The sequence below is a fragment of the Cupriavidus sp. YR651 genome (assembly GCF_900101625.1).
GTDB lineage: Bacteria > Pseudomonadota > Gammaproteobacteria > Burkholderiales > Burkholderiaceae > Cupriavidus.
In genome coordinates this window covers 471,869-487,393 of the sequence record NZ_FMYZ01000005.1, presented here as the reverse complement: position 1 = coordinate 487,393, position 15,525 = coordinate 471,869, and the positions used below count along the sequence as shown (strand labels likewise).

At 66.4% G+C, this 15,525-nt stretch carries 12 protein-coding genes and 1 pseudogene; 7 read left to right on the top strand and 6 right to left on the bottom strand.

The window, feature by feature from the left end; genetic code table 11:
- Positions 1-136: 136 nt before the first annotated feature.
- On the top strand, positions 137-1,567 hold the full coding sequence (locus BLR29_RS17275) for a YihY family inner membrane protein (RefSeq protein WP_092138215.1): 1,431 nt from the start codon (positions 137-139) through the stop codon (positions 1,565-1,567).
- 139 nt (positions 1,568-1,706) lie between these two features.
- Here the strand turns inward: BLR29_RS17275 and BLR29_RS17270 are convergent, their stop codons facing one another.
- Genes BLR29_RS17270 through BLR29_RS17260 form a run of 3 tightly spaced genes read right to left on the bottom strand, consistent with a single transcriptional unit; the run spans position 1,707 to position 4,234 of the window.
- On the bottom strand, positions 1,707-2,024 hold the full coding sequence (locus BLR29_RS17270; protein ID WP_092138214.1) for an Mpo1-like protein: 318 nt from the start codon (positions 2,022-2,024) through the stop codon (positions 1,707-1,709).
- Positions 2,025-2,069: 45 nt separating this feature from the next.
- Complete coding sequence (locus tag BLR29_RS17265; RefSeq protein ID WP_092138213.1) at positions 2,070-2,918, bottom strand: alpha/beta fold hydrolase; 849 nt, start codon at positions 2,916-2,918, stop codon at positions 2,070-2,072.
- Positions 2,918-4,234, bottom strand: a complete 1,317-nt coding sequence (locus BLR29_RS17260; protein WP_092138212.1) for an O-acetylhomoserine aminocarboxypropyltransferase — start codon at positions 4,232-4,234, stop codon at positions 2,918-2,920. Before BLR29_RS17260 ends, BLR29_RS17265 begins: the two co-directional genes overlap by 1 nt.
- Positions 4,235-4,470: 236 nt before the next feature.
- Here BLR29_RS17260 and BLR29_RS17255 point away from each other — a divergent pair, with 236 nt between their 5' ends.
- From BLR29_RS17255 to BLR29_RS17235, 5 genes and pseudogenes are all read left to right on the top strand, one after another.
- A complete protein-coding gene (locus tag BLR29_RS17255) occupies positions 4,471-4,917 on the top strand; it encodes a CBS domain-containing protein (protein WP_092138211.1) in 447 nt (148 codons plus the stop codon).
- 125 nt (positions 4,918-5,042) lie between these two features.
- A complete protein-coding gene (locus tag BLR29_RS17250; protein WP_092138210.1) occupies positions 5,043-6,944 on the top strand; it encodes an MFS transporter in 1,902 nt (633 codons plus the stop codon).
- 119 nt (positions 6,945-7,063) lie between these two features.
- The gene (locus BLR29_RS17245; protein ID WP_092138209.1) at positions 7,064-7,846 is read left to right on the top strand and encodes a glutathione S-transferase family protein; all 783 of its coding nucleotides are present in this window, start codon (positions 7,064-7,066) and stop codon (positions 7,844-7,846) included.
- Positions 7,847-7,905: 59 nt separating this feature from the next.
- Positions 7,906-9,015, top strand: coding sequence for a chorismate synthase (gene aroC / locus BLR29_RS17240; protein WP_092138208.1), 1,110 nt, complete (start codon positions 7,906-7,908; stop codon positions 9,013-9,015).
- A 103-nt stretch (positions 9,016-9,118) separates the two neighbouring features.
- A pseudogene (locus BLR29_RS17235) lies at positions 9,119-10,374 on the top strand (MFS transporter); the annotation flags it as partial.
- On the opposite strand, the gene BLR29_RS17230 reads toward BLR29_RS17235, so the two are convergent.
- Positions 10,296-11,402, bottom strand: coding sequence for an NAD(P)/FAD-dependent oxidoreductase (locus BLR29_RS17230; protein WP_092138207.1), 1,107 nt, complete (start codon positions 11,400-11,402; stop codon positions 10,296-10,298). The pseudogene BLR29_RS17235 and the gene BLR29_RS17230 sit on opposite strands and share 79 nt — an antisense overlap.
- A 70-nt stretch (positions 11,403-11,472) precedes the next feature.
- Complete coding sequence (locus BLR29_RS17225; RefSeq protein ID WP_092138206.1) at positions 11,473-12,174, bottom strand: FadR/GntR family transcriptional regulator; 702 nt, start codon at positions 12,172-12,174, stop codon at positions 11,473-11,475.
- Between the two features lie 397 nt (positions 12,175-12,571).
- On the opposite strand from BLR29_RS17225, the gene BLR29_RS17220 reads away from it, so the two are divergent.
- Positions 12,572-13,507 (top strand): flagellar brake protein, encoded by a 936-nt coding sequence (locus tag BLR29_RS17220; protein ID WP_092138205.1) that lies wholly within the window; start codon positions 12,572-12,574, stop codon positions 13,505-13,507.
- A gap of 81 nt (positions 13,508-13,588) precedes the next feature.
- On the opposite strand, the gene BLR29_RS17215 is transcribed toward BLR29_RS17220, so the two are convergent.
- Positions 13,589-15,268: an electron transfer flavoprotein-ubiquinone oxidoreductase gene (locus tag BLR29_RS17215; RefSeq protein WP_092138204.1), complete on the bottom strand. Its 1,680-nt coding sequence runs from the start codon at positions 15,266-15,268 to the stop codon at positions 13,589-13,591.
- Between the last annotated feature and the right edge of the window lie 257 nt (positions 15,269-15,525).

The window sequence follows — 15,525 nt, the reverse complement described above, 5'->3', positions numbered from 1 at the left end:
CGCAAAACAATGCGCGTATTATAGTTGGGCCCTCGCGCCGGGTGCCGGATGCGAGACGCGTCCGACGAAATGTCGCACGTTTCCTTGATCCGGTGGCCCTCACCCCTCGTTTTCAGACAATGGAGCTTGCCCCCGCATGACAGCCGCACGCATCGCCCGCCTGCGCAGGGAATGGAACCTGCAGAAGGTGCGCGCACTCGCGCGCTACGCGCTGCGTCGCGCCGGCGAGGATCGCCTGCCGCAGGTGTCCGCCAGCCTGACTTTCACCACCGTCCTGGCCGTGGTGCCGGTGCTGACCGTGGCGTTCGCGCTGCTGGCCGCGTTTCCGGTGTTCCGCGATTTTCGCGGCGAGATCGAGGGCTTCCTGTTCCAGAACCTGATCCCGGGCGGCAACATCAGTGACTCGGTCTCGCGCTACATCGGTCAGTTTGCCAAGAGCGCGCGCGGGCTGACCGCGCTGGGCCTGGGCGGCCTGATGGTGACGTCCGTGCTGACGATGCTGACCGTGGAAGACGCGCTCAATGCGATCTGGCGCGTCAAGCGGCGGCGCCCGCTGGCGCAGCGGGTGCTGGTGTTCTGGGCCGTGCTGACGCTGGGGCCGGTGCTGATCGGCGCCAGCCTGTCCATCAGTTCGTACCTGATCTCGGTTTCGATGGGCTACGTCGGCAATCTGCCGATGGGGATGGGCCTGATGGTCAGCGCCGTTCCTGTGCTCCTGTCGGCACTGGCGTTCGCCTTCCTCTATATGGCGGTGCCCTACGCCTATGTGGATTGGCGCGACGCCATCATCGCCGGGCTGGTTGCCGCCATCGCCTTCGAAGTCGCCAAGCGCGGCTTCGGCTACTTCATTACTCATATTCCGACCTATACGGCGGTCTACGGCACGTTCGCCGTGTTGCCGCTGTTCCTGCTGTGGATGTACGTCAGCTGGCTGGTGACGCTGCTGGGCGCCACGATTGCGGCCAATCTGCCGGTCATCCGGGAAGGCCACTGGCGCCGCCGCACGTTTGCCGGCAGCGAGTTCTTCGACGCGCTCGGCGTTCTGTACCTGCTGTACCGCGCCCGCGAGGAGGTGCCGCGCAGCGTTGGCGAACTCGATATGGGCCGCAAGCTGCGGATGGAGGCAGACTACCTGGCTGGTCTGCTGGCAAAGCTCAAGGGGATGCATCTGGTCGGCAAGCTCCAGCAGGATCGTGGGCAGGCACACTGGGCGCTGCTGTGCGATCCGTCGCACGTCACGCTGCGCATGCTGCATGACCGGCTGGTGCTGAACCTGGCGCGACTGCCGCGGACGGCGCTGGCGCAGCAGATGCAGGGCGTGGACCTGCTGAAATCGATGCTCGACAACCCTCAGCTGGAGCAGTCGCTGGAGGCCGTGTTCCGCCAGCAGGCGTCGGCGCCGGCGGCCAATGAGGCCGGGCGAGAGGACCGTAAGGACGGCAAGGGCGACAAGGGTGATACGGGCGGTGAGGGTGGTGAGGGCGGAAAGGCTGCCAAGGCCGACGAGGGTGGCGGCCAGCGTCGTACGTTCGAAGTGGTGCCGCCGGGCTGGCACGGCCAGGTCTGACGCCGGCTCCCACGCCATCCGTCAGCAGGACCGGCCCGCTGGCATCGTCAGACTCGAATCGTCACCGATCTGATCCGTTGCAATATCGACCATACCGGTCTGACCGGCACCCTCCGGTCAAACCGGGACCATCACCCGGTCAGAACGGAATCCTGCCCCGCCAGATATCCGCGTACATGACCCAGTCGCCCATCAGGCTGTAGATCGGGTGGCGGAACGTGGCCGGCCGGTTTTTTTCGAAGCCGAAGTGGCCGACCCATGCGAACGCATAGCCGGATACCGCCGCACCGAGCAGCCACCACGCGTTGCCCGTGATCACCAGCGCCACGAGGCAGAACAGGGCGACCGTCGATCCGACGAAATGCAGGCGGCGGCAGGTCCGGTCGCGGTGTTCGTTCAGGTAGTAAGGGTAGAAGGCGGCAAAGCTCTCAAACTCTTTGGCGTGGGCGTGAGGCATGGTGGTCTCCGGCGGCTCCCCGATGTTGTCGTTGTTGTCACACTGCTATGACGCTCGTGCCTGCGTCGGCGTGCCGCTCGCCACGACTTTCCGCGCGAAGGCGGCCAGCGTGTCGAGGACTTCATCCGGCTTTTCTCCCATCATCGCGTGCCCGCAGGGGACGGTGGCAACGGCGGCATTCGCCATCCTGCTGGCCAGTCCCTGCGCGGCCTTGGGCGACGTCATCATGTCCTTCGATCCCACCACGAACAACGCCGGGCAGGCGACCGATGCCGCCGCTTCTTCGCCATGCGCATAGGCGTTGCAGGCGGAAAAATCATTGTGGAAGACATGGGCGCCTGGATTGCGCGCGGCCACGCGCTCCATCAGTCGCTGGCTGCCGCCGTGCATCCACGCGCCGGGGCCCGGCGAGGACGGCTTGCTGGCGAGGCTGGAGATCGACCACTGGTTGACCATCGCGATGGCTTCGTCTTCGCGGTTCAGCGCGGCATCGAGCAGCGCGTCGGATACCTTCATCGGATAGGCCGTGGCCAGCAGCCCGATCGCGCGCACCGCGTCGGGATGGCGCGTGGCGCACTCGAGCGCGATCAGTGACCCCATGCTGTGGCCGAACACCAGCGCAGGCGCCTTGACGCCCGCGGTTGCCACCAGCGTCATCACCCAGTCGGCCATCGACTCGACGGTGGTCAGCGGTGCGCCCTGGCTGCGGTTGTGGGCGGGCAGGTCCACGGCCAGCACGGAGAAACCGTGGTTGGCAAACCAGCGCGTTTGCAACGCCCACACGCTGTGATCGTTTTGCGCGCCATGCACGAAGACGGCGCAGGGCAGGGCGGGATCGAACGGCTTGCCGCCGGTGTAGGCATAGGCCTTCTGGCCGGAAACATTCAGTTCCATCAGGCTTTCCCTCCCTTTGCGCCGCCGCTCATGGCCTTCTCCGCGGCCTTCAGGCCGCGTTTCAGGTCGTCGATCAGGTCGTCGGGGTCTTCCAGCCCAATCGACAGCCGGATCGTGCCTTCGCCGATGCCGGCCGCGCGCAGCGCCGCGGCATCCATGCGGAAGTGCGTGGTGGAAGCCGGGTGGATCACCAGCGAGCGCGCATCGCCCACGTTGGCGAGGTGCGAGAAGAGCGAGAGGCTTTCGATGAAGCGCTGCCCGGCCGTGCGGTCGGCCTTGAGGTTGAAGCTGAAGACCGCGCCGCAGCCGCGCGGCAGCAGGCGTTTGGCCAGCGCATGGTCCGGGTGCGACTCGAGCTCGGGGTAGGCCACGGATTCCACCATCGGATGGCCCGCCAGGAACTGCACCACGCGGCGCGTATTGTCGACGTGGCGGCTCATCCGCAGCGGCAGGGTCTCGATGCCTTGCAGCAGTTGCCACGCGGCCATGGGGTTCATGCAGGCGCCGAAGTCCCGCAGGCCTTCGCGCCGCGCGCGCAGCAGGAACGGCGCCACCGTGCTTTCCTCGGTGAACACCATGTTGTGGAAACCCTCGTACGGCTCCGACAGTTCCGGGAAGCGGCCGGACGCCTCGAAATCGAACGTCCCGCCCTCGGCCAGCACGCCACCGATGGTGGTGCCATGACCGCCCAGGAACTTGGTGGCCGAGTGGTAGAGCAGCCCGGCGCCGAGGTCGAACGGGCGCAGCAGGTAGGGTGTGGTGAATGTGGAGTCCACCAGCAGCGGGATCCGGTGATCCCGGCCGATCTGGGCCACGGTCTCGATATCGAGCACGTCCAGCCCCGGATTGCCCAGTGTCTCGCCGAACAGCAGCCGGGTCTCGGGGCGGATGGCGGCGCGCCAGGCGTCGATGTCGCGCGGATTGACGAACGTGGTCTCGATGCCGAACCGGCGCAGTGTGTAGTGAAGCAGGTTGTGGGATCCGCCGTAGAGCGCGGTGGAGGCCACGATATGCGACCCCGCGCCCATCAGCGTGGCCACGGCCAGGTGCAGCGCGGCCTGGCCGGATGCCGTGGCGATGGCCCCGGCGCCGTTTTCCAGCGCGGCCACGCGTTCTTCCAGCACCGCCACGGTCGGATTGCTGATCCGGGAGTAGACATGCCCGGCGCGTTCCATGTTGAACAGGGACGCCGCATGCTCGCTGTCGCGGAATACGAAGGACGTGGTCAGGTGGATAGGTGTGGCCCGGGCCCCCGTGGCGGGGTCCGGGGCGGCGCCGGCGTGCAGGGCCAGCGTGTCGAATCGGGTACCGGACATGGCAGTTCGCTCGTTGTTGTCTCCGTCCGGCATCCTAGCACCGCGCGGCATGTGCGCAATTGGGGGGATTCTCAATTCGAGTCCGCTCGGGAAGTCTCGCTCGCTTTACTTGAGGCGGCCGTTTGGGCTAGCATCGCCGCATGGGCATTGCCCTCACAACGACAAACAAGCCCCCACGGCGGGACGCCGGCGCCCACGGCGCCAGGCCTTTGCAACGCGGCAGCGGAGACACCACCATGAAAGTCAGCGACATCCTGCAGATCAAGGGCAATACGCTCTATACCGTCACGCCGGATACGTCCCTGCTGGTAGCCATCCATACGATGGCCGAGCACGACATCGGATCGCTGGTGGTCATGGAGTACGGCGACCTGGTCGGCATGCTGACCTTCCGCGAGATCATCGAGACCGTGGCCGCCAACGGTGGCACGCTGGGTACCCATAGCATCCGCAAGGTCATGGACGACGCGCCGCTGACCTGCACGCCGGAAACCGACGTCAACGAGGTGCGCCGCATGATGCTGGAGCGCCACACGCGCTACCTGCCGGTGCTGGACAGCCGCACGCTGATGGGCGTGATCTCGTTCTATGACGTGGCCAAGGCGGTGGTGGAGGAGCAGAGTTTCGAGAACCGCATGCTCAAGGCCTACATCCGCGACTGGCCGGAAGAAAAAGCCGACTGACCACACCGGCTTGTTTTTGCGCAACATTTTGCGCAATAGTCTCATAGCCGGCGCCGCCGGGCGCTGGCATGATGGCGGCGAACTGAAGCCCCGGCGGTCGCCGGGGTCCACCAACGCCTGCCTCCATGAGCCAACAAAGCCAGTTCCGCCTCCTTGGCGTGCGCCGTTTCGCCCCGTTTTTCTGGACACAGTTCCTCGGGGCCATGAACGACAACGTCTTCAAGGTCGCCTTCACCTCGCTGGTCACCTACCATACCGCGCTGTTCGAGGGGGTGGATGCCCATAGCGCGGCCTTCCTGATCTCGGCGATCTTCATCGCGCCGTTCGTCCTGTTCTCCGCCACCAGCGGGCAGATTGCCGACAAGATCGAGAAATCGCGACTGATCCGGCTGGTCAAGTCGCTTGAGATCGGCATCATGCTGCTGGGGCTGGCCGGCTTTGCCTGGCACAGTGCCCCGTTGCTCTATGTCGGCACCTTCCTGATGGGGCTGCACTCCACCCTGTTCGGCCCCGTCAAGTTCGCCTACCTGCCACAGCATCTGGACTCGACCGAGCTGGTGGGCGGCAACGGGCTGGTGGAAATGGGCACCTTCGTCGCCATCCTGATCGGCACGCTGCTCGGCGGGGAGTTGGCGGGCGTTACACGCGGTGGCATGGTGGTCGGTCCGCTCTACGTGGGCATCGTCTGCGTGACCATCGCGGTGGCCGGGCGCGCCGTGTCGCAAAGGGTGCCGCTGTCGCCCGCGCCGCAGCCGGACCTGCGCATCAACTGGAACCCGTTCACCGAGACCTGGCGCAACCTGGCGCTGGCGCACGAGCGCCGCGTCGTATTCCAGAGCCTGCTGGGGATTTCCTGGCTGTGGTTCCTTGGCGCCACCTTCCTGACGTCGTTCTTCAGCTTTGCCAAGGATGTGCTGGGCGGGGACCAGAACGTGGTCACGCTGTTGCTGGCGATGTTCTCGGTGGGTATCGGTACGGGGTCGCTGCTGTGCGAGCGACTGTCGGGCCGCCACGTGGAGATCGGGCTGGTGCCGTTTGGCTCGATCGGCATGACGGTGTTCGCGGTCGATCTCTACCTGTCGACGCACGGCCAGACCGCAGGCCCCGCGCTGACCGGCATCGGTGGATTCCTGGCATATCCGGGGCACTGGCGCGTGCTGGTGGACTTGTTCTGCGTGGCGATGTTCGGTGGCTTCTACAGCGTGCCGCTGTACGCGTTGATCCAGAGCCGTTGCGCGCCGACGCACCGCGCGCGGATCATCGCCGCCAACAACATCCTGAACAGCTTCTTCATGATCGGCGCCTCGTTACTGGGCGTATTCATGACGCAGGCCGGCTACACGATTCCGCAACTGTTCCTGGTGGTCGGGCTGCTCAACGCGGTGGTGGCGATCTACATCTACACGCTGGTGCCCGAGTTCCTGCTGCGCTTCATCGCCTGGATCCTGGTGCACACGGTCTACCGGCTGCGCCGCGTCAACGCGGAGCGGATTCCGGACCAGGGCGCGGCGGTGCTGGTCTGCAACCACGTGAGCTTTGCCGATGCGGTGGTGCTGATGGCCGCCAGCCCACGGCCGGTGCGCTTTGTAATGGACCACAACATATTCAAGGTGCCGCTGCTGTCGTGGTTCTTCCGCCAGGCCAAGGCGATCCCGATCGCGCCGGCGCATGAGGATCCAGAGATGCTGGCGCGCGCCTACGATGCCGTGGCGGCTGCGCTCGAGGACGGCGACCTGGTGTGCATATTCCCCGAAGGCAAGATCACGGCCACGGGGGACGTCAATCCGTTCAAGAGCGGTGTGCAGCAGATCATCCGCCGCACACCGGTGCCCGTGGTGCCGATGGCGCTGCGCGGGCTATGGGGCAGCTTCTTCTCGCGCAAGGGTGCTCCGGCCATGTCGAGGCCGTTCCGGCGCGGCATCCTGAGCCGGCTGGAACTGGTGGTCGGCGAACCCGTCGCGCCGGACGCCGCCACGCCCGAGGCGCTCCAGCAGATGGTGCTGGCGCTGCGCGGCGACTGGAAGTAACCGGGCAGGAAATCACCGACGGAAGTCGCCGAAGGAAGGCACTGACGGAAGTCGCCGAAGGACGTCACTGAAGAAAGTCAGTGAAGGAAGTCACTGAAGGACATCACCGAAAGGCGATCATGATCACGCTCTACACCTTCGGGCCGGCTTTCGGGCTGCCCGACGCCAGCCCGTTTGTCATCAAGGCCGAGATGCTGCTCAAGCTCGCAGGCCTGCCGTACCAGACCAGTCGCGGGAACCTGCGCCGCGCACCCAAGGGCAAGCTGCCCTATCTGGATGACATGGGCCGGATCGTCGCGGACTCCACGATGATCCGCTGGCATATCGAGAAAACCTATCACGTCGACTTCGACGAAGGGCTGAGCCCGGCGGAACGGGGTGTGGCCTGGGCCGTGGAAAAGCTCCTGGAGGACAACCTGTACTGGGCCGTGGCCCGGGTGCGCTGGCTCGACGAGGGCAACTTCGACCGCGGCCCGGCGCTGTTCTTCAAGAGCGTGCCGGTTCCGCTGCGCGGGCTGGTGACGCGGCTGGTCAAGCGCAAGATCCGCCAGATGCTATGGGCGCAGGGGCTGGGGCGCCATAGCGACGAAGACGCCGCGGCGATGGCCATCCAGGGGGTGACGTCGATTGCCAGCATCCTCGGCGACAAGCCGTACCTGATGGGCGACCGTCCTTGCGGCGCCGACGCCACCTTGTTCGCGTTTGCCGCCAGCCTGCTGTGCCCGATGTTCGAGACGCCGATCCGCACGGCGGCGGCGTCGCACCCGAACCTGCAGGCGTATCTGGCGCGGATGCGGGCGCAGTTTTATCCCGAATTCGTGGGCAGCGGGGTGTTTGCGCCGATGGATGCCGCGCCGGCGGGCCGGCCGGAGGCAGTTGCCAGCGCCCAGAACTCACTGTGAATTGGGTTCTCAATGGCCGTACAATGTAGGCCGTCCCCAATCTCTGTGCGGTTTCCATCATGTCTGGCAACACCCTCGGCCTGCTTTTCACTGTCACCACGTTCGGCGAATCGCACGGACCTGCCATCGGTGCCGTCGTGGACGGCTGCCCCCCGGGCATGTCGCTGACGGAAGCTGACATCCAGATCGACCTGGATCGCCGCAAGCCCGGCACCTCGCGTCATGTGACGCAGCGCCAGGAAGCCGACCAGGTGGAAATCCTCTCCGGCGTGTTCGAAGGCAAGACCACAGGCACGCCGATCTGCCTGCTGATCCGCAATACCGACCAGCGTAGCAAGGACTACGGCAATATCGTCGAGACGTTCCGTCCCGGCCACGCCGACTACACCTACTGGCACAAGTACGGCATCCGCGACCATCGCGGCGGCGGCCGCTCGTCGGCCCGCCTGACCGCGCCCGTGGTGGCTGCGGCCGCCGTGGCCAAGAAGTGGTTGCGCGAACAGTACGGCACCGAGATCCGTGGCTACATGTCGCAGCTCGGCGAAGTGGAAGTCCCGTTCATCGACTGGAAGCACGTGCCGGAGAACCCGTTCTTCGCGGCTAACGCCGACATCGTGCCCGAGCTGGAAACCTATATGGACGCGCTGCGTCGCGATGGCGATTCCGTCGGAGCGCGCATTGAGGTGGTGGCCAGCGGCGTGCCGGTCGGCCTGGGCGAGCCGCTGTTTGACAAGCTCGATGCGGACATCGCGCACGCCATGATGGGCATCAATGCCGTCAAGGGTGTGGAGATCGGCGCCGGGTTTGCCAGCGTGTCCCAGCGCGGCAGCGTGCATGGCGACGAACTTACCGCCGAGGGCTTCCGCACCAACAACTCGGGCGGCATGCTCGGCGGCATCTCCACGGGCCAGGATATCTCGGTGTCGCTGGCGATCAAGCCGACGTCCAGCATCCGCACGCCGCGCGAATCGATCGACAAGGCCGGCCAGGCCGCGACGGTCGAGACCTTCGGTCGCCACGATCCCTGCGTGGGCATCCGCGCGACGCCGATCGCCGAGGCCATGCTGGCCCTGGTGCTGATGGATCACGCGCTGCGCCACCGCGCCCAGTGCGGCGATGTGCGCGTGGAGACGCCGCGCATTCCGGCGCAGACGCCCGCCAAGCCCTGATTTGGGCCGCGCTCGGGACGGCAGCGGCGACCACCAGGGCGGCCAGCCCTCGGCGGGCAGCGCGTCCGCCACGCCGCCCGATAGCGCTTTCAAGCCGGGATCGATCGATCCCGCGACCTACCTCCGCTTCGGACTTTTCTACCTCGGCTACTACGGCTACGTAGGCGTCATCTCGCCCTACGTCAGCCTGTTTTTCTCGGACCGCGGCTTTTCGCCGGTGCAGATTGGCGTGCTGATGGCGTGCTTTCAGTTGAGCCGCATCGTCGGCCCCTATCTGTGGGGCTGGCTCTCCGATGTCATGCACACACGCGTGCGCCTGCTGCGGCTGGCGGCGATCAGCTCGCTGCTCGCGTTCCTGATGGTTCCTGGCGTCCACAGCTATGGCGGCATGATGGCGATGATGATCGGGCTCAACCTGATCACCAGCGCGATGTCGCCGCTGGGGGATGCGTTGACGATTTCCACGCTGCGCCGGCATGGCGCCTTCGACCACCGCTACGGGCGGGTGCGGATGTTCGGGTCGGTGGGGTTTATCGGCGCGGTGCTGGCCGGCGGGGCGCTGTTCGAGCACTTCGGCATGGTGGCCTTTCCGTGGCTGGCCAGCGGCATGCTGGCGCTGTTCGCCATCGTGGTCCAGGGCATGCGCGACGCGCCCGACGAAGGCCCGCGCGTGCGCCCGCCGCCGGCATTGCCGCTGTTGCGCCGGCCCGATGTGGCGTGGTTCCTGGCGTCGGCGTTCCTGATGATGTTCGCTCACGCGGCGCTCTACGTGTTCTATTCGCTCTACCTGGAGCAGTTGGGCTACAGCAAGCTGGCGATCGGCGTGATGTGGACCATCGGCGTGGTCGCGGAGATCGTGTTCTTCTTCTATCAGGGGCGGCTGTTCGGCAGCCTCGCATTGCGAACGATCCTGGCCGGCACGTTCGTGCTGGCGGCCATCCGCTTTGGCCTGACCGGATACCTCGCCCAGTACGCGTGGCTGATGGCAGCCGTGCAGGTGCTGCATGCCGCCACGTTTGCCGCACATCACAGCGCCAGCCTCAAGCGGTTGCAGCGCTGGTTCGCCGGCCCGCTGCAGGGGCGCGGGCAGGCGCTCTATACGGGCATTTCCTACGGCGTCGGCGGTACGCTAGGTGGGCTGACGATGGGCTGGACGTGGAAGACGCTCGGGCCGTCGCATACCTTCGGACTGGCCGCCGCGGCTGCGCTGGCCGGCGCGTGCTGCGCCGCGCTGAGTTTCCGCGGCGAGCACGCCGCGGTGCGGCCAGGCTGAATCCGGCTCAGGCCGCCGCGAGTTGCGCCACGCGCTCGGCGATGGCCAATGACGACGTGAGCCCGGGCGACTCGATCCCGAACAGGTTCACCAGACCGGAGACGCCATGCGCCGCGGGGCCGTCGATGCGGAAATCGGCCGCCACTTCCTTCGGGCCGCTGATCTTCGGGCGGATGCCGGCATAGCCCGGCTGCAACGCGCCGTCCGCCAGCCCCGGCCAGTAACGGCGCACCTCATCATAGAAACCGTCGGCGTCGTGCGGCGGCACGCTGTACTCGATCTCGTCGATCCAGCGCACATTGGGACCAAAGCGCGCCTGGCCGCCCAGATCCAGTGTCAGGTGCACGCCCAGTCCGGCCGCCTCCGGCACCGGATAGATCAGCCGTGAGAACGGCGCGCGGCCGGCCAGCGTGAAATAGCACCCCTTGGCGTAATACTGCGGCGGAATGTGCGCGGGCGGCATGCCGTCGATGCGGCGCGCCAACTCGGGTGCGGTCAGCCCGGCGGCGTTGATCACGGTGCGCGCCAGCAGCGTGGTGGGCCCCTCGGTGCTGCCCACTTCCAGCCGGATGCCGTCAGCGGTGACCGCCCCGGACAGCACCGGCGACTGCACCGCCAGCATCGCGCCGGCGTTCTCGGCATCGCCCAGCAGCGCCGTCATCAGGCCGTGGCTGTCGATGATGCCCGTGGAGGGCGACAGCAGCGCGGCATGGCATGCGAGCTGCGGCTCGAGCGCGCGGGCTTCGTCGCGGCTCAGCAATTGCATGTCGTGCACGCCATTGGCGGCGGCCTTGGCGCGGATGCCATCGAGCGTGGTCACTTGCGCCACACTGGTTGCCACGATCAGCTTGCCGCAGCGCTGGTGCGCCACATGGTGCGACGCGCAGTAGTCGTACAGCATCGCCTTGCCGCGCACGCAGAGCTCCGCCTTGAGCGAGCCGGCCGGGTAGTAGATGCCGGCATGGATCACTTCGCTGTTGCGCGCGCTGGTGATGGTGCCAAAGGCGTTCTCGGCCTCGAGGATGATGACCTCGCGGCCCTGCAGCGCCAGCGCGCGGGCGATGGCCAGGCCAACCACACCGGCGCCGATGACGACGCAATCCACTTGTTCCATGAGGGGCTCCTTCTTTGGGTCTCGGTCGTTTGTGTTGATCGCTCGTCGTCGCAATGACGGCGAGCCGTGTTCAGGCCAGGCCCATGCGGGCTGCCGCGGCGGACAGGTGCGCGCCGGCTGCCGCGCGGGCCGCGATCTGGTCGCCGGCGGCGATCGCGTCAACCAGCGCCGCATGCTCGGCATCCGCCGCACGGGGCGTGCCGTGTTGCGCATCCAGGCGCGCGCTGTTTTCCCACGCAAACTGGCGCGCCACCAGCAACTGCTGGCTGACGAAGTCGGTCAGGCCGGTAAAGCAGGGGTTGTGCGCAGCCTGGGCGATGGCATGGTGGAACGCGATGTCTGCCGCGGCCGCGCTCGGAAAGTCGGCGGCGTGCGCCTGCATTGCCGTCAAGGCGGCGCGGATGGCGTCCAGGTCGGCATCGGTCCGGCGTTGTGCCGCCATCTCCGCGCAGGTGGTTTCCACCACGCGGCGCAGTTCGAACAATTGGGCGAGGGTTGGGCCCCCGTCAGGTTGGCTGGCCACGCGCCAGACCTGCCCACCGGGCGTGTCCGACACATAAGCGCCCGAGCCCTTGCGGGTGACGAGCACGCCATCCGCCTTCAGCAGCGCAATCGCTTCGCGCACGATGGGCCGGCTGACGTCGAATGTCTCGGCAAGGGCTGATTCGGCCGGCAGGCGGCCACCGGCGGCGAAGCGCCCGGCCGCGATATCGTCGCGCAGCGTCTGGGCGATACGGCTTGGCAGGGAGGCGGGGCGGGACAGGCGATCCATGCAGTGGGGGCGGAGAGGAATGGGTTGTCAGGCTGTCAGACAGCTTTGATGCGTGTCAATTCTGGCGACTGGCGGGCCGGCCGTCAAGCGCGAATAAGGGCGATAAGGGCGAGAGGCGAGAGATGGGCGAGAGCGCCTGGGAACGGTGTGCAGCGGACACCGCCGCTTGTCGGCACCATGCCAGCCTGATGTCTGCCCAATGTCTGGCAGGCGTTAGACAAATGTCTGCACAAAGGTCTGCCTCATCGGGAGGGTTCAAGCTTTGGCGGCAACGGTCGATAGCAGACACATCAACGGGTGGGTGCTGCATGGGCAGCCACCCATATCGAATACCATCGCGCCGGTTCTTGAGATCGTTCTCATGCCGGATATGCCTTCATGGAGACGATTCCGCGCCATGATCCAGCTTTCTCCCCACGACTTGCCCGTCGGGCAGCCGTTACCCTGGTCGCTACTCGACGCAGAGGGCAATCTCATGCTCGGCAGCGGCAGCGTCATTCCGGATGCCCGCGACCTGGCACTCGTGTTTCGCCACGGCACCGTTTGTCGCCCCGACGACATGCCGGACTCCGGCAATGAGACCCGCAACGAATCCGGTACCCATGCGGGCTCCCGGCTGGCCGCCGGTCCGCTCGGCCTGCAGGTCGGCACGCTACTGCACGTCAAGACGCCGGGCGAGGCGTCGCGCGCGGCCGCCAGTCGGCTGATCGGGTTTGTCGATCAGGGCCTGTTTGTGACGTGGCCGACGCTCGGCGGCCGGGAGCTGACGTTGCAGGCCGGTGAAGACCTGCTGCTGCGCGGGTTCTCGGGGCAGGCGATCCACAGTTTCACGTCGACGATCACGGCGGTCTGCCGCAGTCCGTTCCGGTATCTGGTGCTGTCCGGGCCAGCGCAAGCGGAGCAGATGCCGGTGCGCCGGGCGGCACGCGTGCCAACGCGGCTGGCTGCGTATCTGGTTGAAAACACGGATGAGGCCGGTGCGAGAGACGAGCCGCCCGCCGCAGAGGGCGTCGACGTCGACCAGCATGTCATGAACGGTCTGGCACGCCTGGGGTTGATGTCGGATCTGAGCACCGGCGGTGCGCTTCTGCAGACGTCATCGCCCGCGCCGGCGGTGGGGTGCAAGGTGCGTCTGCGGTTCCAGCTGCGTACGGCGTCGCTGGACAGCGAGATCACCGTCGACGGCTGGGTGCGCAGTGTGTCGGCATCGCAGGAAGATGCCGAGTTTCCGGCCTTCGGCGTGGCCTTCGATGCGTTGGGCGAGCGCGAGCTGACACTGCTGCAGTGCTTTATCTACGAACAACTGCTGACGAGCACGCGCATGCCGGTCTGATCCGGCCGGGCACCCACATCGGAATGCCCAAAAGAAAAGCCGGCCATGGAGGCCGGCTTTCTTGCGTCGGTCGATCGCGGCTTACATGCCCACGTAGTTCGGGCCGCCGCCGCCTTCCGGCGTGACCCACACGATGTTCTGCGTCGGGTCCTTGATGTCGCAGGTCTTGCAGTGCACGCAGTTCTGCGCGTTGATCTGCAGGCGTTCCTTGCCGTCGTCGCTCTGCACGAACTCGTACACGCCTGCCGGGCAGTAGCGCGACTCGGGTCCGGCGAACCTTTCCCAGTTGATGTCCACCGGCACGCTCGCATCCTTGAGCGTCAGGTGCGCCGGCTGGTTTTCCTCGTGGTTCGTGTTGCTGATGAACACCGAGGACAGGCGGTCGAACGTCAGCTTGCCGTCCGGCTTCGGGTACTCGATCCTCGGGCACTCGGCGGCCGGCTTCAGGTACACGTGGTCCGGCTTTTCACGGTGGATCGTCCACGGCGGGTTGCGGATGCCCAGCTTCGGCAGCAGCCACTGCTCGATACCGGTCATCAACGTGGCCGTGGTGCGGCCCTTCTTGAACCATTGCTTGAAGTTCTTGGACTGCAGCAGTTCCTTGTGGAGCCAGCTCGATTCGAACGCGACAGGGTAGGCGGTCAGCTCGTCGTGCTGGCGGCCGGCCTGCAGGGCGTCATAGGCGGCTTCGGCAGCCATCATGCCGGTCTTGATGGCGGCATGGCTGCCCTTGATGCGCGAGGCATTCAGGTAGCCGGCGTCGCAACCCACCAGCGCGCCGCCCGGGAACACGGTCTTGGGCAGCGACAGCAGGCCGCCGGCGGTGATGGCGCGCGCGCCGTAGCCGATGCGCTTGCCGCCTTCGAAATACTGGCGGATCTCCGGGTGGGTCTTGAAGCGCTGGAATTCCTCGAACGGCGACAACCACGGGTTGGTGTAGTCCAGGCCGACCACGAAGCCCACCGCGACCTTGTTGTCCTCCATGTGGTAGAGGAACGAGCCGCCGTAGGTGGCCGGGTCCAGCGGCCAGCCGGCCGTGTGTACCACCAGGCCGGGCTTGTGCTTGGCCGGATCGATCTCCCACAGCTCCTTCAGGCCGATGCCGTAGCTTTGCGGATCCTTGCCGGCGTCGAGCTGGAATTTCGAGATCAGTTGCTTGCCGAGGTGGCCACGCGCGCCTTCGGCGAAGATCGTGTACTTGGCATGCAGTTCCATGCCGAGCTGGAAGTTCTCGGTGGGCTCGCCTTCCTTGTTGATACCCATGTTGCCGGTGGCAACGCCCTTGACCGAGCCGTCCTCGTTGTACAGGACTTCGGCGGCCGGGAAGCCCGGGAAGATTTCCACGCCCAGCGCTTCGGCCTGCTGGCCCAGCCAGCGCACGAAGTTGGACAGGCTGATGATGTAGTTGCCTTCGTTGTGGAAGCACTCTGGCAGCAGCGGGGCGCCCTTGGAGCCGGTCTCGTCGAGGAACAGGAACTTGTCCTCGGTGACGGGCTGGTTCAGCGGCGCGCCGAGTTCCTTCCAGTTCGGGAACAGTTCATTCAGCGCGCGCGGGTCCATGATGGCGCCCGACAGGATGTGAGCGCCCGGCTCGGATCCCTTCTCCAGTACGCAGACATTGACGTCGCCGCCTTTTTCCGCAGCCAGCTGCTTCAGGCGGATTGCCGTGGCCAGGCCCGCGGGGCCCCCGCCGACGATGACGACGTCGTACTCCATGGCTTCGCGTGGGCCGAATTGCTCCAGGAGCTGTTGCTGATCCATTGTCTCTAACCCTCTGTTTCTTCTGGGCGGCAATACTGCCGCATGATTGCAGCGCGGGATGCGGGCCTGCGGTTGTGGGATGCGGTGATCGTGCTCTGCGGAACCCGGATCGGGCAGGGGGTGAGGCGCAAGCCGGCGAGGCGGCCGGCGCGCGGCACGCGCCATCCTGGAGCCATCGGCGGATAACCGGGGCACTCTAGGCGTTTTTCCTCTTTCCCTTTGGAGACCAAGTTCTTAGAATCTTCGGCATTGTCCGG

Bases quoted from the DNA above. Each gene is read 5' to 3' on its own strand.
- BLR29_RS17275 (WP_092138215.1), top strand. From the start codon at position 137: ATGACAGCCGCACGCATCGCCCGCCTGCGCAGGGAATGGAACCTGCAG.
- BLR29_RS17270 (WP_092138214.1), bottom strand. From the start codon at position 2,024: ATGCCTCACGCCCACGCCAAAGAGTTTGAGAGCTTTGCCGCCTTCTAC.
- BLR29_RS17265 (WP_092138213.1), bottom strand. From the start codon at position 2,918: ATGGAACTGAATGTTTCCGGCCAGAAGGCCTATGCCTACACCGGCGGC.
- BLR29_RS17260 (WP_092138212.1), bottom strand. From the start codon at position 4,234: ATGTCCGGTACCCGATTCGACACGCTGGCCCTGCACGCCGGCGCCGCC.
- BLR29_RS17255 (WP_092138211.1), top strand. From the start codon at position 4,471: ATGAAAGTCAGCGACATCCTGCAGATCAAGGGCAATACGCTCTATACC.
- BLR29_RS17250 (WP_092138210.1), top strand. From the start codon at position 5,043: ATGAGCCAACAAAGCCAGTTCCGCCTCCTTGGCGTGCGCCGTTTCGCC.
- BLR29_RS17245 (WP_092138209.1), top strand. From the start codon at position 7,064: ATGATCACGCTCTACACCTTCGGGCCGGCTTTCGGGCTGCCCGACGCC.
- aroC (WP_092138208.1), top strand. From the start codon at position 7,906: ATGTCTGGCAACACCCTCGGCCTGCTTTTCACTGTCACCACGTTCGGC.
- BLR29_RS17230 (WP_092138207.1), bottom strand. From the start codon at position 11,402: ATGGAACAAGTGGATTGCGTCGTCATCGGCGCCGGTGTGGTTGGCCTG.
- BLR29_RS17225 (WP_092138206.1), bottom strand. From the start codon at position 12,174: ATGGATCGCCTGTCCCGCCCCGCCTCCCTGCCAAGCCGTATCGCCCAG.
- BLR29_RS17220 (WP_092138205.1), top strand. From the start codon at position 12,572: ATGATCCAGCTTTCTCCCCACGACTTGCCCGTCGGGCAGCCGTTACCC.
- BLR29_RS17215 (WP_092138204.1), bottom strand. From the start codon at position 15,268: ATGGATCAGCAACAGCTCCTGGAGCAATTCGGCCCACGCGAAGCCATG.